Source organism: Prochlorococcus marinus str. AS9601 (assembly GCF_000015645.1).
GTDB lineage: Bacteria > Cyanobacteriota > Cyanobacteriia > PCC-6307 > Cyanobiaceae > Prochlorococcus_A > Prochlorococcus_A marinus_O.
The window spans coordinates 54,050-78,776 of sequence record NC_008816.1 but is presented as its reverse complement, the minus strand read 5'-3'; the positions used below and the strand labels follow the sequence as shown (position 1 = coordinate 78,776).

The 24,727-nt window shown below is 31.3% G+C and carries 24 protein-coding genes and 1 tRNA gene; 12 read left to right on the top strand and 13 right to left on the bottom strand.

The annotated features are described in order from the left end of the window. The first annotated feature begins 46 nt into the window (after nt 1–46). Nucleotides 47–352, top strand: coding sequence for a YggT family protein (locus A9601_RS09465; RefSeq protein WP_011817551.1), 306 nt, complete (start codon nt 47–49; stop codon nt 350–352). A gap of 17 nt (nt 353–369) precedes the next feature. Here the strand turns inward: A9601_RS09465 and accC are convergent, their stop codons facing one another. Then, nucleotides 370–1,719: an acetyl-CoA carboxylase biotin carboxylase subunit gene (gene accC / locus A9601_RS09460; protein WP_011817550.1), complete on the bottom strand. Its 1,350-nt coding sequence runs from the start codon at nt 1,717–1,719 to the stop codon at nt 370–372. Between the two features lie 259 nt (nt 1,720–1,978). Here accC and A9601_RS09455 point away from each other — a divergent pair. After that, nucleotides 1,979–2,060, top strand: a tRNA-Leu gene (locus A9601_RS09455). A gap of 4 nt (nt 2,061–2,064) precedes the next feature. Continuing rightward, complete coding sequence (locus A9601_RS09450; protein WP_041484497.1) at nt 2,065–3,351, top strand: hypothetical protein; 1,287 nt, start codon at nt 2,065–2,067, stop codon at nt 3,349–3,351. Nucleotides 3,352–3,354: 3 nt separating this feature from the next. On the opposite strand, the gene A9601_RS09445 is transcribed toward A9601_RS09450, so the two are convergent. The 4 genes from A9601_RS09445 to A9601_RS18460 form a co-directional block, all read right to left on the bottom strand. After that, nucleotides 3,355–4,410 carry a PRC-barrel domain-containing protein gene (locus A9601_RS09445; protein WP_011817548.1) on the bottom strand — a complete coding sequence of 352 codons (1,056 nt, stop codon included), beginning with the start codon at nt 4,408–4,410 and terminating at the stop codon, nt 3,355–3,357. 45 nt (nt 4,411–4,455) lie between these two features. Continuing rightward, entirely contained in the window at nt 4,456–8,046 is a 3,591-nt protein-coding gene (gene smc / locus A9601_RS09440; RefSeq protein ID WP_011817547.1) for a chromosome segregation protein SMC, read from the bottom strand. Between the two features lie 76 nt (nt 8,047–8,122). Beyond that, on the bottom strand, nt 8,123–8,485 hold the full coding sequence (locus A9601_RS09435) for a hypothetical protein (RefSeq protein ID WP_011817546.1): 363 nt from the start codon (nt 8,483–8,485) through the stop codon (nt 8,123–8,125). Nucleotides 8,486–8,568: 83 nt separating this feature from the next. Then, nucleotides 8,569–8,706, bottom strand: coding sequence for a hypothetical protein (locus A9601_RS18460; RefSeq protein WP_100883046.1), 138 nt, complete (start codon nt 8,704–8,706; stop codon nt 8,569–8,571). 188 nt (nt 8,707–8,894) lie between these two features. On the opposite strand from A9601_RS18460, the gene A9601_RS09430 reads away from it, so the two are divergent. Together A9601_RS09430 and A9601_RS09425 are read left to right on the top strand one after the other, a co-directional pair. Then, nucleotides 8,895–9,356 (top strand): DUF883 C-terminal domain-containing protein, encoded by a 462-nt coding sequence (locus A9601_RS09430; protein ID WP_011817544.1) that lies wholly within the window; start codon nt 8,895–8,897, stop codon nt 9,354–9,356. A gap of 1 nt (nt 9,357) precedes the next feature. Beyond that, nucleotides 9,358–9,744: a phage holin family protein gene (locus A9601_RS09425; protein WP_011817543.1), complete on the top strand. Its 387-nt coding sequence runs from the start codon at nt 9,358–9,360 to the stop codon at nt 9,742–9,744. A gap of 1 nt (nt 9,745) precedes the next feature. Here the strand turns inward: A9601_RS09425 and A9601_RS09420 are convergent, their stop codons facing one another. Together A9601_RS09420 and A9601_RS09415 are read right to left on the bottom strand one after the other, a co-directional pair. After that, complete coding sequence (locus tag A9601_RS09420) at nt 9,746–10,870, bottom strand: THUMP domain-containing class I SAM-dependent RNA methyltransferase (RefSeq protein ID WP_011817542.1); 1,125 nt, start codon at nt 10,868–10,870, stop codon at nt 9,746–9,748. A gap of 627 nt (nt 10,871–11,497) precedes the next feature. Then, entirely contained in the window at nt 11,498–12,460 is a 963-nt protein-coding gene (locus A9601_RS09415) for an aldo/keto reductase (RefSeq protein ID WP_011817540.1), read from the bottom strand. 150 nt (nt 12,461–12,610) lie between these two features. On the opposite strand from A9601_RS09415, the gene A9601_RS09410 reads away from it, so the two are divergent. From A9601_RS09410 to A9601_RS09405, 3 genes are all read left to right on the top strand, one after another. After that, a complete protein-coding gene (locus A9601_RS09410; RefSeq protein ID WP_011817539.1) occupies nt 12,611–13,282 on the top strand; it encodes an AAA family ATPase in 672 nt (223 codons plus the stop codon). Next, a complete protein-coding gene (locus tag A9601_RS18455) occupies nt 13,216–13,461 on the top strand; it encodes a hypothetical protein (RefSeq protein ID WP_143553599.1) in 246 nt (81 codons plus the stop codon). Before A9601_RS09410 ends, A9601_RS18455 begins: the two co-directional genes overlap by 67 nt. A 251-nt stretch (nt 13,462–13,712) precedes the next feature. Further along, complete coding sequence (locus tag A9601_RS09405) at nt 13,713–15,035, top strand: YadA-like family protein (RefSeq protein WP_011817538.1); 1,323 nt, start codon at nt 13,713–13,715, stop codon at nt 15,033–15,035. 282 nt (nt 15,036–15,317) lie between these two features. Here A9601_RS09405 and A9601_RS09400 read toward each other — a convergent pair whose 3' ends face one another. From A9601_RS09400 to A9601_RS09390, 4 genes are read right to left on the bottom strand one after another with little or no spacing between them, the layout of a single operon-like run. After that, entirely contained in the window at nt 15,318–15,551 is a 234-nt protein-coding gene (locus A9601_RS09400) for a hypothetical protein (protein WP_011817537.1), read from the bottom strand. After that, the gene (locus A9601_RS18530; RefSeq protein ID WP_011817536.1) at nt 15,548–15,700 is read right to left on the bottom strand and encodes a hypothetical protein; all 153 of its coding nucleotides are present in this window, start codon (nt 15,698–15,700) and stop codon (nt 15,548–15,550) included. The genes A9601_RS09400 and A9601_RS18530 overlap by 4 nt, the downstream gene beginning before the upstream one ends. A gap of 2 nt (nt 15,701–15,702) precedes the next feature. Then, complete coding sequence (locus A9601_RS09395) at nt 15,703–16,200, bottom strand: hypothetical protein (protein ID WP_011817535.1); 498 nt, start codon at nt 16,198–16,200, stop codon at nt 15,703–15,705. Continuing rightward, nucleotides 16,200–16,700 (bottom strand): hypothetical protein, encoded by a 501-nt coding sequence (locus A9601_RS09390; RefSeq protein WP_011817534.1) that lies wholly within the window; start codon nt 16,698–16,700, stop codon nt 16,200–16,202. The genes A9601_RS09395 and A9601_RS09390 overlap by 1 nt, the downstream gene beginning before the upstream one ends. Before the next feature lie 91 nt (nt 16,701–16,791). On the opposite strand from A9601_RS09390, the gene A9601_RS09385 reads away from it, so the two are divergent. After that, nucleotides 16,792–17,349 carry a tetratricopeptide repeat protein gene (locus A9601_RS09385; RefSeq protein ID WP_011817533.1) on the top strand — a complete coding sequence of 186 codons (558 nt, stop codon included), beginning with the start codon at nt 16,792–16,794 and terminating at the stop codon, nt 17,347–17,349. A 24-nt stretch (nt 17,350–17,373) separates the two neighbouring features. Here the strand turns inward: A9601_RS09385 and A9601_RS09380 are convergent, their stop codons facing one another. Further along, nucleotides 17,374–17,826 (bottom strand): hypothetical protein, encoded by a 453-nt coding sequence (locus A9601_RS09380; RefSeq protein ID WP_011817532.1) that lies wholly within the window; start codon nt 17,824–17,826, stop codon nt 17,374–17,376. Nucleotides 17,827–17,917: 91 nt separating this feature from the next. Here A9601_RS09380 and A9601_RS09375 point away from each other — a divergent pair, with 91 nt between their 5' ends. Continuing rightward, on the top strand, nt 17,918–18,670 hold the full coding sequence (locus A9601_RS09375) for a tetratricopeptide repeat protein (RefSeq protein WP_011817531.1): 753 nt from the start codon (nt 17,918–17,920) through the stop codon (nt 18,668–18,670). Continuing rightward, complete coding sequence (locus A9601_RS09370) at nt 18,671–22,696, top strand: DEAD/DEAH box helicase (RefSeq protein WP_011817530.1); 4,026 nt, start codon at nt 18,671–18,673, stop codon at nt 22,694–22,696. 96 nt (nt 22,697–22,792) lie between these two features. On the opposite strand, the gene argJ is transcribed toward A9601_RS09370, so the two are convergent. Then, entirely contained in the window at nt 22,793–24,031 is a 1,239-nt protein-coding gene (gene argJ / locus A9601_RS09365) for a bifunctional glutamate N-acetyltransferase/amino-acid acetyltransferase ArgJ (RefSeq protein WP_011817529.1), read from the bottom strand. 76 nt (nt 24,032–24,107) lie between these two features. Here argJ and coaE point away from each other — a divergent pair, with 76 nt between their 5' ends. Beyond that, on the top strand, nt 24,108–24,725 hold the full coding sequence (gene coaE, locus A9601_RS09360; protein ID WP_011817528.1) for a dephospho-CoA kinase: 618 nt from the start codon (nt 24,108–24,110) through the stop codon (nt 24,723–24,725). The last annotated feature ends 2 nt before the right edge of the window (nt 24,726–24,727 follow it).

The following is a 24,727-nucleotide window of genomic DNA, read 5'->3' as shown; positions in this document are numbered from 1 at the left end:
GTTTCAATGGGTTATTTATTAAGATGAGTTAAATAATTGTGATTTCTTGCTTGTAAACTCTCTTAAAATCTTAGATATTAGTTTAGGAATTTCTCTTTCATATCTAACTATAGTTTTTCTAATAAGATTAATACTTACTTGGTATCCAAAAATTGATTTAAATAAAGGTTTATGGTTATTAATTTCAATACCATCAAGCTCTATTCTTAATTTAACAAGAAAACTAATTCCTCCTATTGGAGGTGTTGATGTTGGACCCGTAATTTGGATCGGAGTTATAAGCTTTTTAAGAGAAATTTTAGTCGGTCAGCAAGGGCTTGTAAAACTTGCATTACATACACATATTTCATAGAAATAATTAATTATTTCTCAGTAATTTGGCAATAATTCTTCTTCTACATATTTAGTATGTATCTTACCCTGCTTAAATTTAGATTTATTTAGTAAAGTTAGATGAAAGTTAATTGTTGTAGGAATACCAGTGACCGCACATTCATTTAAAGCCCTATTCATACGTTTAATTGCAGTATTACGATCTTTTCCCCAGACTATTAATTTACCAATTAATGAGTCATAGAAAGGAGGTATTTCATAGCCTGTATAAACATGACTATCCACCCTTACACCAGGGCCACCAGGAGGAAGCCACCCAGTTATTTTTCCAGGTGATGGTCGGAAATTGTGAGAAGGATCTTCAGCATTGATTCTACATTCAATGGCATGACCGTTTAAATGGATATCATCCTGACTAAATTCCAAGTTTGCTCCGCTTGCGATTTTAATTTGCTCAGCTATTAAATCTACTCCTGTAACCATTTCAGTAACAGGATGTTCAACTTGAATCCTAGTATTCATTTCCATAAAATAAAAATTATCATCATCATCAACTAAAAATTCAACTGTCCCCGCTCCTTCGTAGCCGATACTTTTTGCAGCAGCAATAGCTGCGTTCCCCATTTTTTTTCTTAGCGCAGGGTTAATTGCAGGACTGGGAGACTCTTCTAGTAACTTCTGATGTCTTCTTTGAACTGAACAATCTCGCTCTCCTAAGTGAACAACATTACCCGACCTGTCAGCCAAAATTTGAATTTCTACATGTCTTGGCTTCTTTATAAATTTCTCCATATATAAACCATCATTACCAAAAGCTGCTTCTGCTTCGCCTTGAGCTGCTTTAAACATTTTTTCTAGATTATTGGAGTTTTCAACCAACCTCATACCTCTTCCGCCTCCTCCAGCAGTCGCTTTAATAATTACCGGATAGCCAATATCATCTGCCAATTTATAAGCCTCATCAACATTTGATAACAAGCCTTTACTGCCAGGTACTGTTGGAACTCCAACTGCTTCCATAGTTTCTTTAGCTGTAGATTTATCTCCCATAGATCTAATAGCTTTAGGAGATGGGCCAATAAAAACTATGCCATGATCGTTACACATCTCAGCAAATTTATCATTTTCCGCAAGAAATCCATAACCAGGATGAATAGCATCAACTCCTCTTGATGTAGCAGCAGCAAGTATATTTGGAATATTTAAATAACTCTTATTACTTAATGAATCTCCGACGCAAACCGCCTCATCAGCAAGCTGAACATGCAATGCTTTTTTATCAACAGTGCTAAAAACTGCAACTGTTGCAATCCCTAGTTCTCTACAACTTCTGACAATTCGTAAAGCTATTTCTCCACGATTAGCAATTAAAACTTTTTCAACCATTATGAAAATAAAATTGAAGAAATGAAATGACTTAAAATAAAAAATTATTTGCCAAAGTATTCAACAAATTTTTTTAGTAATCAGAGGACATTTTTTACAATACAACCTAAAACGTTATATATGTATAAATATTTGTTTTATGCAATAGAAAAATAATCATGATCTTCAAAAATTCTCTTTTCGAACTAGATCCTTATTTCAGCCAATAATGTATGATATTTTTAAGGTTTAGGTATCCCCCGGTTGCTTAAAACCCTTTGCGGACGTGGCGGAATTGGTAGACGCGCACGTCTAAGGAGCGTGTGGCTTCGGCCTTGCGAGTTCAAGTCTCGCCGTCCGCATTTAATGTATTCTGGCTTGACTGCAATGAAAAAAAAATCAGTTGCAGTAGTTATAATTTCCAATGGTCCTGGTGAATTAACCACATGGGTAAATCCTGTAATAGATGAGCTTAAAAAAGTAAATAGATCATTACGTGATTACGATAAACAAGATATCACTCTTAGATTAGTCCTTGTTCCTTGCCCAAATGCCACCGGTAAAGAATTTTTAGTTGCAAATTCATGGAATAAATTCGAATTAATTACAAAATCCAAAAGTTTTTGGAAATTATTAATAAATCCACATTCTTTTGCATATTGGCCCAAAAAAGGGGTGGTTATTTTCCTTGGTGGGGATCAATTTTGGAGCATTTTATTAGCTAAAAGATTAGGTTATTTAAATATTACATATGCTGAATGGGTTTCACGATGGCCTAAATGGACCAACGCAATCGCTGCTATGAATGTAAAAGTAAAAGAGTCAATACCTAAAAGATATAAATATAAATGTAAGATAATTGGCGATTTGATGGCAGATATCAAACTTAATAGCAAAATATCATTAAGAAATAAAGAAAAACATCATATTGCATTATTGCCTGGTTCTAAGAAAGCAAAGCTTTCTGTTGGAATTCCTTTCTTCTTAGAACTTGCAGATCATATCGCTGAAGAAAATCAAAATATAAATTTTATAATTCCCATTGCCCCAACTACTGATAAAAGTGAATATTTATTTTTTCAAAGCAATAAAAATCCAATTGCTAAATATTACTCATCAAAAATCAAAACAATTAAAAACTTTAAAGACTCTCTTTTTGATTATGTAATTGAAACATCAAAAAATACAAAGATTTATCTAATCAAGAAACATCCTTGCTATGAAATATTAAAAGAATGTGATCTTGCAATTACAACTGTTGGAGCAAATACTGCAGAATTAGCAGCAATTAGTCTTCCAATGTTAGTAATTCTGCCAACTCAACATTTAAATATGATGAATGCCTGGGATGGTATTTTTGGAGTAATAGGAAAAATTTCATTAATAAATAGATTACTAACTTTTATAATCAAAAATTTTTATTTTAAAAAAAAGAAATTTTTTGCTTGGCCAAATATTAAAGCTAAAAGAATGATTGTCCCTGAAAGGATAGGGAATATTTCACCAATAAAAATTGCAAGAGAAGTATTATTTCTTATTAAAAATAGAGATCAATTAAAAAGTATTAGGGATAATCTACACAAAGAAAGAGGCGATAAAGGTGCTGCAAAAAAACTTGCTTCTATAATTCTTAATTCAATAAAAAAACTTTAACAATTACCAGGGGTCATCAATTTCAAACTTTTCTGATTTTTTATTATCTTGAACTAAATTTTGTTCGTTTAGTGGTTCAATATCTAAAGTTTCAGTTGCATTTTGAATTGGTCTTTTCGAAGCTAAATTAGTAGTTGATTGTTTTTTTTGCTTTAAATCAATATTATTTTTTTCATTTATTTGATTAACAATATTTTGATTCTGGATCTGATCAGAATCATCATTATCCATGTATAGCTTTTTTCTATTATTTAGTTCTGCTTCAGAACCCTTTATTTCAATATATTCAAGTTCATCTTCATAATCATCTTCATAATCATCTTCATAATCATCTTGTTCAACAACTTCTTCATATTCCTCGACCAAATTGTTTTGCTGTTCTGATTCAGAACCTGAAAGTAACTGATTCTCAACAGGTACAAGATTTGCTGAGTATCCATTGACTTCCCTTTCATCCCATGAAGAACCCCCGACTCCTAGTTTCTCAAGTAGTCCACTACTTAGTTGCTTCAGTTTTTCTTCCGCACCCTCATAAACAATAATCCTATCAGTACCACTACTTACAATTTCCTCAACAGGTATTTCCCAAGTACTTAAAACTCCCTCGCCTAAAAGCGGAACACCAACAGCACCCATAACAAGAGATATCAAATCCCCAGTCTCAATATCAAAAGAAAAGCCAAGAACTCTTCCCAGAAGTTGTCCAGATTCTGTAATCACTTGACAATTAATTACCTTCCCATACCTTTCTGGAGAAAAACTTTCACTTAAAGAATCTAGGGAGTCAACTAATATGACATCTCCAACTTGCTTAATACTTTCTAAAGGCATCCATTTTGGCAAACCTGGTAAAAATCTTGTAAGTGGATTATCTCTTAGTCCCAAAGCGACCACCTCTCTTCTATCAATATCAACAACAACTTCGCCAACTACGCCTAGCCGTCTTCCAGTATCAGTAGTTATCACTTGTGTTCCCATTAATTCTGACCTTAACCATAAACGTTCACTAGGAACCGAGTTAGGGAGATTCTTATTAGCAGATGTGTTAGACAAGCTCATAAATTTCTTTTTATCATTCTGACGTATAAATTTAAAAAAGTGTGTTTATGCAGCATTTGGTAACCCAAGAACTTGAGTATTAGCACCTCTTGCTTGCGCAACCCCAATTGTTCGTTCAGATGCACTAATCATAGGCCTTCTATGACTTACGACTATAAATTGAGCATTTGATGACTGATTTGATATTAGTTTTGACAACCTTTCAACATTAATGCCATCTAAAAAACTATCAACCTCGTCTAATGCATAAAAAGGTGAAGGCTTATACTTTTGCAAAGCAAATAAAAAACTTAAAGCGGTTAACGATTTTTCACCACCTGACATAGAAGCTAATCTTCTGACATTTTTTCCCTTGGGATGAGCCACTAAAGTTAATCCTCCTTCTAAAGGAGAATTAGGATTTTCAAGTTGAAGAAATCCATCTCCATCAGATAAATTTGCAAAAATTTCTCTAAAATGTCTATCAACTTCTGTAAATGCTTGCATAAAAGCTTCTTGACGCATCGTAGATACAGTTTCTATTCTCAGCAATAATTCAGATCTTTCATTAGATAGAATTTCTAATTTTTCTCGCAAACCATTTAATCTCTCAATTAATTCTTCTAGTTCATCAAGAGCTAACATATTGACAGGTTCTAAGCTTTCTAGTTTTGCATTTATAATCGAAATTTCTGATTGCAAAGATTCAAGACCCTTCCCTTCATATTCTCCAAACTCCGGGGAAGGATTAGGTAGATCTTTTTTATAATTTTCTAATTTTATTTTCTCGCTCCTCATCTCTTCTTTGAGGGAATGCATATCCCTTTCAAGATATTCAAGCTTTAACAGATAGTTATTATATTCTTGCCTTTTATTTGAAATTGAAGAGTTTAATTCATCTCTTTTCCTTCTCAATAAACCTAAATTCTTCTCTAGAGAATTTTTTTGATTATCGAGATCTGAAAGCTCTTTTTTAAATTGATCCCTTTTTTCTATCCATTCACTATGAGCAATTGCGAGTTGTTTAATAGATTCCTGCAAGTTTTTTTCTTGTAGTAAAGTAATTTTTAATGAATTATTGATACGCTCTTTATTTAAAGCGAATTGATTCTTTTTATCTAATAATGTATTTCTCTCTTTAATAAGTAATTCAAGTTTTTTATCAAGATTATTAAAATCGTCATTAAAAGCTATTAATGATGATTTTTGATTTTTTTCATAATTTGCCTTTTGAATGGTTTGTAGTTGATCAAACTTATCGTGATAAGGCTTCAATTGATTTTTTAAATGACCTAACTCTTTAACTAATAAATTATTAGCAGTATCAAGTTTATTTAATCTCGATTTACAATCCTCAATTCTTTGCAAGACAGCTTTAAGAGAATCTTGATTTACTTCAATTTCTTTATTAAATGAGGCCCAATCCTCAATTATTTGACTGCGGTTAGAATTCAAAATACTAAGTCTATTATTTTTTAGTATCAAATCATTATTTGACTCTTTTAAAGCTTCTTCGATAACTAATAATCTTTCTTTTATAGGACTGGAATCATCATTATCATTATTAATTCCAAACCTATAAGCCAAATCTTTATTTAACTTACTGCCTCCTGTAATAGCACCACTTGCTTCTAATAATTCACCACTTAAGGTAACCAACCTATTTTTTTGTATAGATAACCTAGCTGAGGATAAGTCTGAAAAAACCAAAGTATCTCCAAAAACATATCGAAAAACATCTGAATAAACTTCATCAAAAGTAATTAGATTAATAGCTTTATCAATAAATCCATTCTCCCTGTTATTTTCAAATCTTGAAATTGCATAATTCTTTTTTTGACTTTTAATTCTATTTAAAGGTAAAAAAGTTAATCTTCCCGCTTTCTTCTTTTTAAGAATTTCAATTGCTTTTGCAGCAATATGATCATTATCAACAACAATTTGTCCTAACCTATTTCCAGCAGCAATTTCTAATGCATATCTATTTTTCTCACTAACCTCTCCAAGTTGAGCTACATAACCATGTATACCCTCTAAGCCTGCCTCTAAGAGAATTCTGAGAGCATATGAACCTCTAGATTCGTTTAAAGCTTCCTTCCTGCTTTCGAATCTAGATAAATCCTTTTCAAGCCTTAATTGCTCGTTATTTAGCCTTGATTTAGTTTTAATTAATAAATCGATTTCATTTTTTAAAGAATGAATTTCTGCGCTATTACTTGCCAAGTTTTTATTCTTTGTATCGGATGTCTCTTTTTTTCTTTGATTTCCCTGAAAAAGTTTCTGCTTTTCTAAGTCTAAGGATTCGATCTGTGACAATATCTCATCTTTTTGAATATTATTTTGAATCGTTTCTTCTTCAAGTTTCCTTTTTTTTATTTCTAAAGGATTAATTTGATTTTTTATACTTTCAAGCTCAGCGTTTAATTTGATACTTTGTTTTGAGAATTCTCCAGATTCTCCAGCCGCATCAGAAAGTTTTTTTCTAGATAGTTTGTGTTTTAAAGTGAGATCATCAATTTGAAAGTTCAATTGATTTAAAAAATTATCATCGAAATTTTCTTGTCTCATCTTTTCTGACTCAATATTCCTCTTAGAAATTGCAATTTCATCTCTCTGTTTTTGTAATTTAATACCTTCTTCTTTATTCAGACTTGATATCCTATCAAGTTCTCTCAAGCTAGAATTAATACTTCCAATATCAGAATTCACTTTTATCAATTTATCCTCTCCTTTCTCCTTAAGCTCATCAACAAGTATTTTCAAAGCATCTTCTAAAACTGATATTTCTTTACTAATAGATTCTTTTTCTTTATTAAATAAGATTTTATTTTTTTCAATTTCACTTTCTTTTTTTTCTATAGATTCAACATGCTTAACTTGTTTTTCATAAATAAGAACTTTCTCTAATTCCATTATTTGTAATAGTTTTGCCTTTAACTCTTTATATCGCTTTGCTTTTTCACATTCTTTTTCAAGCTTATTTTTACTAGATTGCAATTCATTTTCTAAAATTTCACATCTTTCTTGTCTTTCGAAAACGTCATTTAATTTTGCATTAGTTTGTTCTATTCTTGTATCAAAAAGTGCTACTCCTGCTAATTCATCAATAAGATTTCTCCTCTCCTTATTATTCATTGATACTATTCTTGTTACATCACCCTGCATAACAACATTGCTGCCCTCAGGATCAACACTGATATCTCTTAATATTCTCTGTATTTGTTGCAAGGTACATTGTTTTCCATCAGAAGTATAAGTAGAAGCATAAGAACCACCTGGCATAAGCCTTAATTTTCTAGAAACTAACCATTCTTTTTGACCTTTATTAAGGGCGATTTCTTCTTCTTCTAGTTCCAAAGGCGGAAGGTCCTCTCTGGGAGACCAATCTTGAATATTAAATTTTACCGATACAGATGTTTCTGATGACTTACCCTCTTTAACTTTGGAGTTATTTATTAGATCAGGTAATCTTTCAGCCCTCATACCTCTACTATTAGCTAGACCTAAACAAAATAAAATTCCATCTAAAATATTACTTTTCCCAGAACCGTTAGGACCCGTAACCACCGTAAAACCTTCTTCAAGAGGTATTTTTACATTTCCCCCAAAAGATTTAAAATTTTCAAACTCGACCTGATTGATATGTACCAATCTCAAGTCTCAATAGCTAAATAAGAATAACTAATTTGCAAAAATTCTCAATAGGAATATTACGTTTATTTATAAATAAATATTAATAACTTTTGCTCAATCTACAAGAATTAGCCGAAATTTCAAACAAGCCATAAAGAAGTTCACCATCCAAAATGAATCGATAATTTTCACAGTCCAAGTCTGTAGAAACGTTTTTAAATATTCCATGATCAATTCTTTTTACAAAACCTCTATTATCAGAAAGTTCATGTTCTATCCTGGAAAGCCATATAAGTCTATGATTTGGCTGCTTAGAAATTTCTATAGAAGCTTGATTTAATAAAGGTAGTTTTAAAAATTTCCAAGTTAAACAATCTATTCCATTTTCAACAAGAAAATCATAATGAATATCTTTAGACTTAGCATTATAAACTTCATGTTCGAGCAAAACCCATTTATCCATTATGTAGTTGATAAATAAATTAAATCTTTTTGCAAAACAAAGTTTAGATAAAGATATTTTTTCTTAAAGATGATCCCTTTTATTTAATTACCTGCATCAGGAACAAATCTTAAAGCGATGAATAGCAAACTTCCAGCTCCAGCGATAGCTGCAGCTACTAATCCAAAATCTGTAGGGATTGTGCGAGATGCAAAAATTAATGATGCAAATGTAATATCCATGATGAAATTTAAACTCATTTAATAATTCCAGTAATAGCTTAACAAAAGCTTCTTGCAGAACAGAGTAGATAAATAAAATGTAAATAAACTTTTATATGTTTTTATTCTATATAAATCCCACAATTATTTAGATAAGGGTTCCAAATTAAGAAAATAGGGTCTAATCTTAAAATAAATTAAGTTTAATAATGGAGACTTACCATCCTCCCAAAGAAGTAGAAGATAAAGAAGATAACTCTAATCTTCCTGAAAGAGAGGTTCTCTCGGAAAAATGGTTACTCGAAAAGATTGACAGTTTAATACCTTTAATAAAAGAAAAATGGCCTAACATTGCACAACAAACCCTTGAAGCCACAAAAGGGAGTATTGACGATTTAGTTGAAGTAATAGCAAGCCATAGTGGAACCTCAGCAATTAGAATAAAAAGCCAACTATTTGAAATAATTGATTCAATAAGAGAAAACAATTGGGAAATATCAGAAAAAATTGAGCCTATAGAAAGTCAATTAGAAGAATTATTAGAAGAACTTAACAATACACTTAGACCAAAAATAGAAAGTCCTATAAGAAAAAAACCATTATTATCTATTGCTATTGCTGCTGGTATTGGTTTACTAATAGGAACGCTCCTAAACAGTGGTAGAAAATAATATGGAAAAACCAAAAAATAAAAACTTTGCAAATACCGCCTCCAGAATTTCAGCGATTGCCAGTTCAGTTATGGATTTGCATGTAAGAATAGCTCTTCAAGAAGTAGATAGAGAAAAAAGAAGATTAATTAGTGGTGGAATATTTTTGGCAATTGGCAGCACATTATTATTATTAGTACTAATTTGCATCCATATTATTTTCTACCTTTTTCTAAAAAAATATAATAATTGGAATATTGAATATAATTTATTACTCATAATATTTATCGATTTAGTTCTTGCAGGCTTAAGTTTAAAACTTGGAGGAAAATTAGCCAAAGGACCATATCTTCCTCAAACATTAGAGGGTTTAGGCAAGACAACAAAAGCAGTTTTAGGCAAAAAATAAATTACCTTATTAAATACTTTATCCATCTACAATCTATTCCCCCATTACTAACAGGAATTTTCAATGAAGATTTCATTTTCAAATATTTTGTTAGTTTTGGATTTCCACTTAGCAGCCAAAATTCCCAACCTGAAAAATTATTCTTTAGGAAGATTCCCATTTGTTCATATAAATAAATTAATTCATTTTCATCGCCTAATTTTTTGCCGTATGGAGGATTACATATGATTATCCCAGGTGTGCAACTTAATTGGAGTGCTAAAAAATCATTATTTATAAGCTCAATATAATTTTCTAGTCCAGCTAATGATATGTTTACATTCGCCTGCTCAAAAACCTTTTTATTAATTTCACATCCTATTATTGTTGGCAATTTTTCATAATTTATAATTTTATTTTTTGCCTTATTTTTTTCATTAAGATAAATATCTTTCCTAAAGTCCAACCAATTCTCAAAAAGATATACTTGATCAATATTTATAGGAACTCCAAGGTATTGGTTGACTGCCTCAATTAAAAAAGTTCCCGAGCCGCACATAAAATCTATTAATGGAACTTTGCCATTCCATTGAGTCATATTTATCAATCCAGAAGCTAAATTTTCTTTTAATGGAGCATTTCCTATTGCAGGTCTATAGCCTCTTTTGTGTAAGCTTTCAACGCTGCTTTGAAGACTGAGAATTGCTTTATTATTATTTAAGTGCAGATGAATTATAAAATCAGGATTAACTAGAGAAATATTTGATCTTTTATTCCAAACTGCCTGTTGTAAATCAGTTATAGAATTTTTTACTTCAAGAGCAGTGAAATGAGTATGACTTAAAGAAGATGTTCGCCCAGTCACTTGAACATTAAAGGTTTTATCAAAGTGCAACCAATTTAACCAATCAAATGAATCTCTAACCCCCGCATATAAAGATTGCTTGTCATAGCAATTAAAACTTGCAATTTCTCTATAAAAACGAAACGCTAATCTGGAATAGAAATGAACTCTATAAAAAGTTTCAAAATCACATTCAAAATTAACAAATCTTTTATAAGTATTAATATTAAAGCCGCCTAAATTTGAAATTTCATCTGCTAAAGATTTCTCTAGTCCCTCCGGAGATGATGCCACTACATTCATATACGATAAAACTTAGTAAAAAAACTATTCAATAACCATTTTGCCTGTCAGAATATAAATGTCCAATTGGACTAGGTGATCTCAACCGATGTTTCGGACAGCGGTTCGATTCCGCTCAACTCCACTATTTGGGGTTGTAATGGTTTCGACGGGGCATAAGGAAGGTGACTGAAGCCGGCTCGGTTAGAGCAAAAACACAAATGCTAACAAAATCGTTAGTTTCTCCCGTCAAACAGCACCAGTTGCTGCTTGATCCAAAAGGAGATGGGGTTATATCAGCCTTATCAACCAAATGATACGAGGAGTCTGGAAGGACTCCACTTTTTTCAATAACTAAGAAGTTGTAGTAGATAATTTATGAGTGTGTAAATATTGCTGCAATTACGTGTATTAAAAAGAATTTTTTTAATTTTATAAGTATAAATACTGAGAAGATAAGTTTTAAATTAATTTATCTTATTAAGAAATCCAATCTTGCAAAATGGAATCTAATAAAAAACTAAATGACTTGATAATAAATCTCAAACCAAAAGTTATTAGATTCACTGGTGAAAAATTTCCCAATGAACTATGGAATAGTAGTTGTCAAATCAAAAAAAATAAGAAAATATCTAGCTAAAAATTTAATTAATTACTCGAAAAAGGATTTTTCGGCATTTTTTTTAAACATTTTTTTGAAACTTCCTGAAGTACTTTAAATTCATTTTTTTTTAAATTCCAATTAAATACATTAGATACATCTATAACTTGTGATTTTTTTCGCATTCCAACAAGTGGAATAGTTCCTTGATAACAACACCAATTAATTGCTACTTGCGCTTGGGAAACTGATCTTTGATGCGCAATTCTTTTTAGACACCTCCGCAATTCATATGTTGGTTTTTTATAGTTTTCAAATAAGGAATTACGAATAAAACTTTTTTCTTTATTTTCTTCTTTATCTGGATCAATACAAAGTATTCCAAAGGACAAAGGACTATAAGCAAAGAAATCAATATTATTTTCGTCGCAAATTTTTTTTACCTGATATTGTTTTCCTAAATCGGGAGCAAGCAAAGAAAACTGTATTTGAACACTCTTTAGGTTCTGATTTCTTTTTGCTAAAAAATTAATTAATTTCATCAATCTTTTAGGGCCTATATTTGATAAGCCTATTTGAAAATCAAAGCCTTCATCTTTTAAATCGCAAAGATTATTCAACAGCCCTAATTCCTGCCAAGGATTGTATTTCGCAGTTGACCAATGTAATTGAACTATATCTAATTTGTTATTAAGTCTCTCTAAACTTTTCAAAAAAGGTTTATTAAAGCCTCTGTTACCTATTCTCCAGGGATAAGGTGCAAGTTTGGTTGCTACTTGTATTCTTTTTTTCTTTGCTGAAGGAGTATTTAGTAAAAATTTTCCTATCAACAATTCACTTCTGCCCTTAAGATTCCCAGTACCGTAAGAATCTGCAGTATCAATTAGATCGAAACCTCTTCGTAACGCTTCATCATATGTCTCACGTAAATCATCGTCATTTGTAGATTGATAATTCCAGAAAAGCTTATTCCCCCAAGACCACGTACCTAATCCAATTCTTTTCTTCACTAGCCAATTTAAATAAGGAACTTTATAAGGTTATCTAAAAATATTAACTTCTTTAAAATATTTCAAAAAATAAGTTTTAAAGCATTAAAAATCAGTTTCTCTTGACATTAAGAAATTATTCTCCAAAGTAAGAGAAATAAAAATAAAAAATTGTTCATTACCGTTTGCGGACAAAAAGGGGGGGTTGCCAAGACCTGTACAAGTATTCACCTTGCAAGTGTTTGGCACTCTGAAGGTAAAAAAGTTTGCATAGTGGATGCAGACAAGAATAGATCTGCTTTAGCATACGCATCAAGAGGCAATCTTCCATTTCCAGTTTTCCCCGTCAGTTCAGCTGCTAAAGCATCAAGATCATCAGAAATTGTAATAACTGATGGCCAGGCTAGCAGTGATCAAGAAGAACTTAAACACTTAGCGTATGGTTCAGATTTAGTTATCTTGCCTACAACTGCAAAAGCAAGATCAGTAGAATTAACTGTTGAACTAGCTAATTTATTAAGCAACTTAAAAGTTAACCATGCTGTAGTAATAGTAAAAGTTGATTTTAGACAGCAAAAAGCAGCGCAACAAGCCAAAGCAGCTCTAGAAAATTATGGTTTATATGTTTTTGATACATTTATACCCTTACTCTCAGCATTTGATAAAGCAGAAGCCGCTGGCAATGCTGTATTTGAAGCTGTAGACGATTTAGGCAGATCAGATCCTCGTCGAATGACGGGCTGGTCTGCTTATTGTTCAATTGCCTCACAAATTCCATGCCTGATTTCGAAGCCCTCATCCGACACCAACAACTTAAACAACCAACAACCAATAAGCGCTTAAAAGTAGTTGATTCTCCTAATTTAGAAGAAGAAGAAAAAAAAGAAGAAGCAATAATTAGACAATCTGGATTATTAGTTAATTTTTTTGGAGGTTTTATAGGCTCTGTAATTGGAACTTTAACAATACTATTTCTCTATATTAATGAATATCTACCATTAGATTTACTAAAACTTAAGTAGTATATTCGCTATTGATAAAGACATATAGCATAAAAGTCAGTTATAGCAATAGATCTCACGGATTAAGTTAGTGGTTTATTGGTGGTTTATTTGAATTTTAATATCTGAAAACGATTGATATAACTAGGACAGTGGTTTATTAGTGGTTTATTCCAAATAAAAATGGTGCATTTACTGATGAAAAGAAGGATATATATAGCACAACCAAAAATGCAAAATAAACTAAAAGTATAAAAACTAGTCAAAATCTCATGAAAAAATTATTGGCATTTTCATTAATTAGTTCCTCGATATTTCTAGGAATCAATACACTAAATGCAGAAGAATATGAGGCCTTCGGAATAGATTATTCAGGAGATGCATCTATTGGAAATAGAGTATGGGGTGTTTTGGATGGTCAAAAAACACTACTTAGTACAAAAGTGTTTGATAATAATGGTTGGACACCAGCAGAATCATATATAAACGCAAAAACTGGCGAGATAATGGTTAGAGGAGCAGGGACTAAATTTCATGCTTACAATTGGAAAACAGATACTTGGCGAGATATCTCAGATAATGGTAATTTTCAAAAGTATTTTGTAAAACCGATGTCAGTTGGAACAACTGCCGATAGTTCAATACAAATTGGAGCAGATGCTAATGATATTGATGTTGTTGAAGATGGTTTGAATATTGATGGTGCTGCTGTTATTACTAAAAATACTGACGGATCAATTCAACTTGGAGCAGATGGTAATGATATAGATGTTGTTGAAGATGGTTTGAATATTGATGGTGCTGCTGTTATTACTAAAAATACTGACGGATCAATTCAACTTGGAGCAGATGGTAATGATATAGATGTCGTAGCAGATGGTTTGAACATTGATGGAACTGCTGTTATTACAAAAAATGCTGATGGCACAATCCAAATCGGAACAGATGAAAACGATATTGATATAACTTCAGAGGGACTTGCAATTGATGGAGAACCATTAATTACCAAGAAAGCAAATGGAGAATTACATATTGGTAAGAACTCATGGATAACAAAAGAAGAAAATGGAAGACAAAAAGTTTATGCGAAAGATGCCAATGGAAATCCAATTCCTATCGATTACACAAATGGGACCAAGTTACTTATTAATGGAAGAGATGTAGAACAGTCAATCAATAATGTTGGTGCTTTAAGTGCCGCCCTAACAGGATTGCCCACAGTTCCTACAGATACAACCCTTGCTTGCGGATTAGGAACTGGAACTCATGGAGGTGATTTTGCTTTTTCTGGTGGCTGTGCTTCTAAAGTTAATGACAAATTATCAATTAACTATGCGGCGTCAATGACAATGCCAGGTCAAGATTATGCCGGTGATTTTGAAGATACTTTTTCCGCTAGAGCAGGATTTGTTTGGAAATTAGGTAAGGCCACAAAACCTATTCAAATTAGTATGAATGAAAAAGAGAATTTCGAAACAAAAATCAAAACTCTAGAAGAAAAAAATAAACAACTCTTAGCAAGGCTAGAAAGATTAGAAAAAGTCGCACTTGGAGATCTTAAATCAAAAGATTTAGCAGTTTATAAACTCAAATAATTAATTTACTGGTTTATTACCGGTTTATGAATTTTTAGAAACGCTGAGATCGCTTGCCCTGCAATGGATCTCAACTAAGTAGTATACTCGCTATTGATACATATATAACCCCAAATCCATTGGTATCACTGGGTTCTTACTTCCAAAATTAGTGTTATATAGGTGTTACAAACCTTTTTTCACAGGGTCAAACCAATTGGTATCACTGAACTAGTGTTATAAAGGTGCTACAACAACATGAAATTAAATATTACTTAGGGTCAGTTATCTTTATTTAATTAATTATTCTTTGTTATCAACATCTTCTAATAATGTTGAATCAAATAATTCAAGAATCTTTCCTTCTTTGTTAACTAATCTGTGGGCAGTATGTGTTGCAAAATATTTATTTACTCCATGACTGATTGCTGTCGAATAATCATAAAAAGTATCTAATCTTTTCCATTCACCCTTAATAGTCAACATTTCAAGGTGGACTTTATTTTTTTCAAAAAATTCTTTATCAGGTACTTTCATTTCTTAAATAAATCTTGAATGACATAAATATCCTCTGCGTTTGGATATTTTTGCTTAAAGACGCTGATCGCACTATTTGGCGAAATAGCAAATAAATTTATTTTTATCCTGTATGAATCGACTAAACCTGATATCAAATATTTTTTCATTTTTAATATGAATACTCCTTGTATCTTTGATCAACTGATTGATCTCTAAGGTTCTCGAAGTAAATAGAATTAGTTTTTATTGTACTTACCGTTAAGTAAAGCAAAGACTGTCTTCTCCCAACCCAACGGCGCTTTTTAAAATCATAACGAGGATAAGAATATCCAGTTTTTCTCTCGTCAATACCACAAGACCTTAATGGACAATTTAAAAACCAATTATGGAAGTCAATAATTTCTTTATTTTGAATACTTGAAAATTTTTTATTTAAATTTTTTTCCCATGCATCATTATCTATTTGAACTCTAATTTTAATTAAATAAGCACACCATAAATATCCATTTGGATCGCGGAAAGAACCATTTACAGGTGGTATCTCTGGCAAATAGATAGGATTTGGACTGTTTTTTATCCATTGGTCAAAAGCAATTTTATCTGAATCATTCATCAAACTATTTTCCAACCAAGAATCAAATTCTTTTAAATGATGTTTATATAGCATTATTGATGAAGATTGTTAGTAAGTTTTTTTTCTAATACTTTTGATTTCCAATATTCTTCAATTAATTCTTTAGTTTTCCAATATTCTTCAACTACAACAACACTTACTTTTTTAAGTGCTCTAAAAGTATTTACGTATCGTTGATAATCATCTTTAGGAGAACAGTCCCAAAAATATTCTTCTCTCTCATCTATTGAAAAACGACTAGAAGGAACTTTTTCAATCCAATTGAGAAAGTAATTTACCTCAGAATCAACAGAAATATAACTTACATTAATGTAATTCAACCAATCAATCCCATTTATGTAGACCAAGATATCAAATACAAATCCGCGTTTATGTGATCCTATCGAACATTCAACTGGAGGGATTTTTGGAATGTAAATATCAAGTGGACTATCGTATATCCATTTTTGGAAATTTGTTTTTTCAGGTTCTTTTATTGCAGCATTATTCATCCAATTCTCGAATGCTTGTCTCTGCTCATTTATAACCAGCATTTTTAATTTTAATTAATAAGAAATAAGCCACATAGCATTATTCTGCATCTGCTCTAAATTAAATAAACAAGATCTTTATATTTTTTGAAGTATGAAAATTTACCATTTCATAATTGCAAGTTTATTAGCAATACCATCTTTAATGTTCACTCCAAATGCAGAAGCGCATAAACACTTTAATAAGGTCAAAAATATAACTTCATCTGAAAAAATAACAAATAATGGTTATGAGATCTTGAAGGAAAAAAATTATATTCATGCAAGTAAAAAATTCTCAGAAGCATTAAAAACTAATCCAAAAAACAAATTTGCATTACTTTTAAGAGCGTATTCAAAAAAAGAATTAAAAGACTATAAAAGTGCACTAAAAGATTTAAATACTATATTGAAAATCGATTCAGAATATAATGCTGCAGTAGCACTTCGAGCATGGGTCAATATTAAATTAGAAAATTATCCAGAGGCGATGGATGATTATTCAAAATTAATAGCATATGATCTTATGCTTAAAGATTCATATGGAAATAGGGGATTTCTAAAAGAGATTATGCAAGATAAAGAAGGAGCATGCTCAGACTGGCAAAAAAGTGGCGCATTGGGCAATGAAAAAGCATCTTCCGCTTTTGAAAATCATTGCAAATCTGTTTGAACCAATAAGACTGTAAAAAAATATTTAACTTACTTTCAAATTAAATTTCTTTTCTGCCTCAATCTCATAAAATTTTTCATCCTCTTTGATTAAATAAACACTTATTTTTTTATGTGCTTTTTTATCAAAATATCCAGTTCGCTGATCTATATAAAAACGAATAGTTGGAATATCTCCAATCCAATTTAAGTATTTGATTACCTCTGAATCGATAGAAATATATTTGTACTCTTTGTTGATATAACTCATCCAATCAAAATGATCGATAGATACCGTTATATCAAATACATATCCGTTGTAATCACCCTGGCACCAACCTGCTGATATAGTGCATCCTACTGGAGGTATTTTTGGAATGTAAATATCAAGTGGACTATTGTATATCCAGTTATGGAAATTTGTTTTTTCGGGTTCTTTTATTGCTGCATTATTCATCCAATTCTCGAATTCTTGTCTATTTGAATTGATAACCAACATTTTTAGTTTTAATTAATAAGAGATAAGCCACATAGCATTATTCTGCATCTGCTCTAAATTAAATAAACAAGATCTTTATATTATTTGAAGTATGAAAATTTACCCTTTAATAGTTTCTATTTTCTTTGCAACAACACCAACGATATTTAGCGATAAATCGAAAGCAAAAAGTATTATTCCTGATACTAATAAATCAATAGAACTTAGCGCAGAAGGCGACAAGAAACGATACTTCTATGATGATCATAAAAGTGCGATAGAAGATTATACAGAGTCATTAAAATTCAATTCAAAGAATACTTATGCATTATTTAGTAGAGCATATTCAAAGAGTGAATTAAAGGATTATCAAGGTGCTGTAGAAGATCTAAATCAACTACTAGCAATAGATCCTACTAATGGACCTGCTTTATATAATCGCGCAAGAGCGAATGCAAATTTAAAAAGAAATATAAGTGCTATTAAAGATTATTCAAAAGCAATTTCCAAAGAAATAGAACTTCAACATTCATACTTCAATAGAGGAATACTTAAAGAACTTATTGGGGATGCTAAAGGCGCATGTGATGACTGGGGAAAAGGAATTGAGAAGGGAAATAGAAATAAAAGAGCAAAAAATGTTTTTGCAGAGAATTGTTTACCAAGCAATTTTGCAAGATTTGAACTAAAGACTAAAAATAATCTAATTATGAAAAGAGCAAGAGAAAGAAATCTTGCAGGCGATAGGCGAGGCGCTTGTGAAGATTATCAATTAGCAAAAAGTAATGGATATGTAGCACCAAAAAAATATAAACTCTTCTATAAGGTCATTACAGACCCATACTGTTTCCTTAGAACCCTTTAAATGGCAACCTTTGATGAGTTTTATTCATCATTAGATTCTGATCCAAGAATCAGAGGTAAGCAGTTTGAAAAATTTATAAAGTGGTTCCTTAAAAATGATCCAGTTTGGGAATCACAGGTAAAAAATATTTGGTTATGGGATGAGCATCCTAAAAGGAGTGAATGGGGTCCAGATTGTGGAATAGATTTAGTTTTTGAAGACTTCCAAAATAAAACTTGGGCAGTTCAGGCAAAATGCTTTGCACCTGAATCAAGTATCAAGAAAGAAGATATGGATAGTTTTATCTCAGAGTCTTCTGATTCCAGATTTCAAGGTCGCTTATTAGTAGCAAGCACTGATCGCATTGGAAATAATGCTGATCGGTTACTTCACAGACATAAAGTCATAAGATATTTGCTTAATGATTTTCGCAATTCACAAATCATCTTTCCTAATCATATAAAAGACTTATCAAACGGAAAGAGAAAAAAAATAAAAGACCCTAGAAAACATCAAAAAAAAGCAATAAATGCAGTCATTCAAGGACTCAAGACTGCAAATCGTGGGCAAGTTTTAATGGCATGTGGGACAGGTAAAACGCTTACTAGTTTATGGATTAAAGAAGCATTAAAAGCGAAAAACGTTCTTGTTTTACTACCATCATTAAGTCTCTTATCACAGACACTAAAAGAATGGAATGCTAATGCATCGGAACCATTCAAATGGATCTGTGTATGTTCCGATAAATCTGTAGCAAAAAAGAATAAAACAAATGATGAATGGATAACAAATACATCCGAAATAGGAGTTCCAGTTACTAGTGAAATTAAGGAAATAAATAATTTTCTAAAAGAAAGAGGATCTAAAGTTATTTTTTCGACATACCAGTCATCTCACTTGATTGAAAAGGTCCATTTAGACGAAAAAGCACATAAATTTGATCTAATTTTTGCGGATGAAGCACACCGTTGCACAGGAATAGTATCTGATGCCTATGGATGTGTTCTTGATGAAGTAAGAATTAGAGGTGACAAAAGATTATTCTTAACGGCAACTCCAAGAGTCCTATCAAATCAAATCAAATCAAAAGCAAATATAAATGATATTGAAATTGCATCTATGGACGATACTAATATCTTTGGGGAAATTCTCTATCAACTTAAATTCTCAGAAGCAATAAAAAAAGAGATTTTATCTGACTATCAAGTTGTAGTTATTGGAGTTGATAACGAGATGATTAAAGAAAAAATTATTAACAGAGATTTTGTTTCAACTGATGGAGAAGATTTATTGGATGCGGAAACATTGGCTTCAAAAATTGCTTTAACAAAAGCAATTAAAGATTTCGGATTAAAACGAGTTATCACTTTTCATAGCAGAGTTGAGTCATCAGAAAGATTTGCTCAAGATCTTGAAAAAATTATTCAACTTATACCGAAAAAAGATCTTCCAGCAGGGGTAATCCAATCAGATTATGTTTCTGGTGCTATGAAAACAAAAGAACGTAATGACAAAATTGAGAAACTAAAAAATCTTGATAAAGGAGAAATAAGAATACTCACAAATGCAAAATGTCTATCAGAAGGAGTTGATGTTCCCACTTTAGATGGAGTTGGATTTATTGATCCTAGATATAGTCAAATTGATATTATCCAAGCAGTTGGAAGAGCAATACGAAAAAGTGATGATAAATCAAGCGGGACAATTCTCATTCCTGTCTTTATAGGAAATAGTTTTAATACAGAGGATGAAATTCTAAAAAGTAGATTTAAAAGCGTTTGGCAAGTAATCCTTGCACTTAAATCACAAGATGACACATTAATGGAATACATCGATCAATTAAGAGTCAATTTAGGTAAAAGAAAATTCAAAGCAGAAGAAAGAGAAGGATTAGGAAAAATTAAATTAGATTTTCCAGCAAGAATTAAACCTGAATTCGTAAATTCGATCCAAACCTTATTAGTCAGAAATACTTCTGAAGATTGGATGGAAAATTATGGAAAATTATTAGATTTCAAAGAAAAGCATGGGCATACGAAAGTACCATCAAAAGAACCAATTCTTGGGACTTGGGTAAATAGAATGAGAACAAGAAAACATAAGTTATCACAAGAAAAGATAAAAAAACTAAATGATATGGGGTTTATTTGGGATATCTTGTCTTATGAATGGAACGAAAAAATAACTCTTCTTAAAAAATTTAAAGAAAAACATGGTCATACAAAAGTTCCTCAAAAAGAACCCATTTTTGGACTGTGGGTATCTACTCTCAGAAGAAGGAAAAATGATCTTCCTTCAGAAAGGATACAGGAGTTAGATGATATCGGATTTATTTGGGATATCTTGTCTTATGAATGGAACGAAAAAATAACTCTTCTTAAAAAATTTAAAGAAAAACATGGTCATACAAAAGTTCCCGTTCAAACCCCAATAATAGGTAGGTGGATTATTGATATGCGGCAAAGGAAAAATGATCTTCCTTCAGAAAGGATACAGGAGTTAGATGATATCGGGTTTATTTGGGATATCTTGTCTTATGAATGGAACGAAAAAATAACTCTTCTTAAAAAATTTAAAGAAAAACATGGTCATACAAAAGTTCCACAAAAAGAACCTATTCTTGGACTGTGGGTAACGAATCTTAGAAGCAATAAAAATAATTTTTCTTCAGAAAAGATACAGGAGTTAAATGATATTGGGTTTATTTGGGATATTGCATCTCATGAATGGAAAGAAAGAATTAGTCTTTTAAAGCAATTCAAAGAAAGACACGGGCATACAAAAGTTCCGCAAAAAGAACCTATTCTTGGACAGTGGGTGTCAAATATAAGGCAAAAGAAAAATAGTCTTCCTTTAGAAAAGATACAGGAGTTAGATAATTTTGGGTTTATTTGGGATGTCCCATCTTATGAATGGAACCAAAATATCATTCTTCATAAGGAGTTCAAAGAAAAGCATGGACATACAAAAGTGCCACGAAAAGAACCTATTCTTGGACAGTGGGTGCAAAATATAAGGCAAAAGAGAAATAGTCTTCCTTCAGAAAAGATACAGGAGTTAGATGATATCGGTTTTAGTTGGGATAATCATCATGCCGATTCATGGAAAAAAAATATTATTCTTCTAAAGGAGTTCAAAGAAAAGCATGGACATACAAAAGTGCGACATAAAGAACCTGTTATTGGAGAATGGGTTGCACGTTTGAGATCAAAAAAAATTGATCTTTCTCCAGAAATGATACAGGAATTAAATGATATCGGGTTTATTTGGGATATCTTGTCTTATGAATGGAACGAAAAAATAACTCTTCTTAAAAAATTTAAAGAAAAACATGGTCATACAAAAGTTCCACAAAAAGAACCAATTCTTGGGACTTGGACAAATAGTATAAGAACAAGAAAACATAAACTATCGCATGAAAAGATACAGGAATTAAATGATATCGGGTTTAGTTGGGATAATCATCATGCCGATTCATGGAAAAAAAATATTATTCTTCTAAAGGAATTCAAAGAAAAGCATGGGCATACAAAAGTTCCACAAAAAGAACCAATTCTTGGGACTTGGGCAAATAGAATGAGAACAAGAAAACATAAGTTATCACAAGAAAAGATACAGGAGTTAAATGATATCGGGTTTAGTTGGGATAATCATCATGCCGATTCATGGAAAAAAAATATTATTCTTCTAAAGGAATTCAAAGAAAAGCATGGGCATACGAAAGTACCATCAAAAGAATCTATTCTTGGACCGTGGGTGTCAAATATAAGGCAAAAGAGAAATAGTCTTCCTTTAGAAAAGATACAGGAGTTAGATGATATCGGATTTATTTGGGATATCTTGTCTTATGAATGGAACGAAAAAATAACTCTTCTTAAAAAATTTAAAGAAAAACATGGTCATACAAAAGTGCCACGAAAAGAACCTATTCTTGGACAGTGGGTGTCAAAAATAAGGCAAAGGAAAAATGATCTTCCTTCAGAAAGGATACAGGAGTTAAATGATATCGGGTTTATTTGGGTTACTAGCAATAAAAAAAATCTTTGATAGAGATTTCGATTTTCATGTTTAAATGTAGTGTTATATTGGTGTTATATGAGTTTTGCGTTCCTTGTAATCTATTGCTATAACAGTAGTTTGGGGTTAGGTAGTGTATTCGCTATTTATTTCAACATATTTTTTAGAAAGATCGCACCCCCAAGCTGTGCCTTTCGATTCGCCAGAATTTATATTAATCATAATTTTTACAATATCATCTACCAAATATCTACCTTTCATTCTGGACTTAATATAGTCTGTAACTTTTTGTGGATCATATTTATTTAACTTGCCTTTTTCCAAAATGTGGGCGTTTCCTATATACAAGTCAACGTCATTAAAATTAAATTTAACTCCAGAATTACCTGCAGCAGAAATAATTCGTCCCCAATTTGGATCACAACCATGTATCGCAGTTTTTACCAAGGCAGAATTACAAATAGATTTCGCGAGCATAATTGCATCATCTGTATTTTTTGCTCCTTGAACCAAAACTTCTAATAAACAATTTGCTCCCTCTCCATCCCTTGCAATATTTTTTGCCAAGTTCTGACATACAATATCAATCCCTTGTTGGATAATTGGAAAAAACCTTTTTTCAATTTTCTCTCCTGCATTTATTCCAACAAAAGAATCATTTGTGCTTGTCTCTCCATCAACTGATATTGCATTAAAAGATTTTTGAACCGCAATAGCAATCATTTTGTCCCATTCTTCTTTTTGAATACCCGCATCACAGGTTAGAAAAGCAAGCATTGTAGCCATGTTGGGGTAAATCATTCCTGAACCTTTTGCAAATCCTGCTATTTTTATTTTTCTACCTTGAATAATCGTCTCTATTGACACTTTTTTTAAAGTCAAATCCGTAGTTAAAATTGCTTCTGCTGCATTTGCAAAATTATTACCCTTTAATTCACTAACTAAATTCGGTAAATTTTTTACTAAATCATTTATTTTTATTGGAACACCAATTACACCAGTTGAGCACATTAAAACTTCTTCTTCTTTTATTCCTAAAAGTTCCGCAACCTTTCCTGTTGCAATTTGAAAATGTTGAATGCCAAGATTTCCTGTACATGCATTTGCTTGACCAGAATTAATTAATATTGCTCTTACAAAACCTGAAGTTGTTTTAATCCTTTCCTCACAAATATCCACACAAGAAGCTCGAACAATTGATTGGGTAAACATCCCACTAAAAATACTTCCTTCTGGAGCGACTATTAGTGCTAAATCTTTTTTATTAGAAGCTTTTAAACCAGCAGATACCCCAGCAAAAAGAAACCCCTTAGGTGTTACCTTTCTGTCATCAACAAACGACCAATTGGAATCTAACTGGCTCAAACTTTTTGGTATTTTAATTCATAATAACTACTCTTTAAAACTAAAGAAACTAAGTAATTAGATTATTATTAATTATATGGATATTCTTCAAAAATTAAAAAACAACCAAAGAAGGATTGGTTTAACAGGAGGTATTGCAAGTGGGAAAACAACCATAACTAATTACATAAGAAAACATAAAAACATACCAATATTAGATGCAGATCATTTTTCAAGAGAATTAATCAAACCAAACACATATGGATATAAAAAAATTTTAGATTATTTTGGAAATAAAATTATTGATAATAAAAGCAATTCAGAAAGGGAAATAAACAGAAAACTTTTAAGGAACATTATTTTTAAACATTCAGAAAGCAAGGAATGGATTGAAAAACTACTTCACCCTTTAATTAAAGAAAGAATGATAGAAGAATGCAGTCAATACAGAAATAATCAAACTATAGTATTGGTTATTCCATTATTGTTTGAAGCAAAATTTGAAGATATTTGCACTGAAATATGGTTAGTTAAATGTCCTAAAGAAATACAAAAAAACAGACTTATCACAAGAGATAAAATTAGCGAAAAAGAAGCATATGAATTGATAAATTTTCAATTAAGTTTTGAAGAAAAAAGAAAATTCTCAGATATTATTTTAGAGAATTCGGATGATCAAAATAAATGGATCAATACGATAAATGAGCTTCTTTAAGC

Bases quoted from the DNA above. Each gene is read 5' to 3' on its own strand.
- A9601_RS18460 (WP_100883046.1), bottom strand. From the start codon at position 8,706: ATGGATATTACATTTGCATCATTAATTTTTGCATCTCGCACAATCCCT.
- A9601_RS09430 (WP_011817544.1), top strand. From the start codon at position 8,895: ATGGAGACTTACCATCCTCCCAAAGAAGTAGAAGATAAAGAAGATAAC.
- A9601_RS09370 (WP_011817530.1), top strand. From the start codon at position 18,671: ATGGCAACCTTTGATGAGTTTTATTCATCATTAGATTCTGATCCAAGA.
- A9601_RS18530 (WP_011817536.1), bottom strand. From the start codon at position 15,700: ATGAAAAAATATTTGATATCAGGTTTAGTCGATTCATACAGGATAAAA.
- coaE (WP_011817528.1), top strand. From the start codon at position 24,108: ATGGATATTCTTCAAAAATTAAAAAACAACCAAAGAAGGATTGGTTTA.
- A9601_RS09400 (WP_011817537.1), bottom strand. From the start codon at position 15,551: ATGAAAGTACCTGATAAAGAATTTTTTGAAAAAAATAAAGTCCACCTT.
- A9601_RS09450 (WP_041484497.1), top strand. From the start codon at position 2,065: ATGTATTCTGGCTTGACTGCAATGAAAAAAAAATCAGTTGCAGTAGTT.
- A9601_RS18455 (WP_143553599.1), top strand. From the start codon at position 13,216: ATGCCTGATTTCGAAGCCCTCATCCGACACCAACAACTTAAACAACCA.
- A9601_RS09390 (WP_011817534.1), bottom strand. From the start codon at position 16,700: ATGCTGGTTATAAATGAGCAGAGACAAGCATTCGAGAATTGGATGAAT.
- A9601_RS09375 (WP_011817531.1), top strand. From the start codon at position 17,918: ATGAAAATTTACCCTTTAATAGTTTCTATTTTCTTTGCAACAACACCA.
- A9601_RS09405 (WP_011817538.1), top strand. From the start codon at position 13,713: ATGAAAAAATTATTGGCATTTTCATTAATTAGTTCCTCGATATTTCTA.
- A9601_RS09420 (WP_011817542.1), bottom strand. From the start codon at position 10,870: ATGAATGTAGTGGCATCATCTCCGGAGGGACTAGAGAAATCTTTAGCA.
- A9601_RS09435 (WP_011817546.1), bottom strand. From the start codon at position 8,485: ATGGATAAATGGGTTTTGCTCGAACATGAAGTTTATAATGCTAAGTCT.
- A9601_RS09380 (WP_011817532.1), bottom strand. From the start codon at position 17,826: ATGTTGGTTATCAATTCAAATAGACAAGAATTCGAGAATTGGATGAAT.
- A9601_RS09385 (WP_011817533.1), top strand. From the start codon at position 16,792: ATGAAAATTTACCATTTCATAATTGCAAGTTTATTAGCAATACCATCT.
- A9601_RS09395 (WP_011817535.1), bottom strand. From the start codon at position 16,200: ATGCTATATAAACATCATTTAAAAGAATTTGATTCTTGGTTGGAAAAT.
- A9601_RS09445 (WP_011817548.1), bottom strand. From the start codon at position 4,410: ATGAGCTTGTCTAACACATCTGCTAATAAGAATCTCCCTAACTCGGTT.
- accC (WP_011817550.1), bottom strand. From the start codon at position 1,719: ATGGTTGAAAAAGTTTTAATTGCTAATCGTGGAGAAATAGCTTTACGA.
- A9601_RS09425 (WP_011817543.1), top strand. From the start codon at position 9,358: ATGGAAAAACCAAAAAATAAAAACTTTGCAAATACCGCCTCCAGAATT.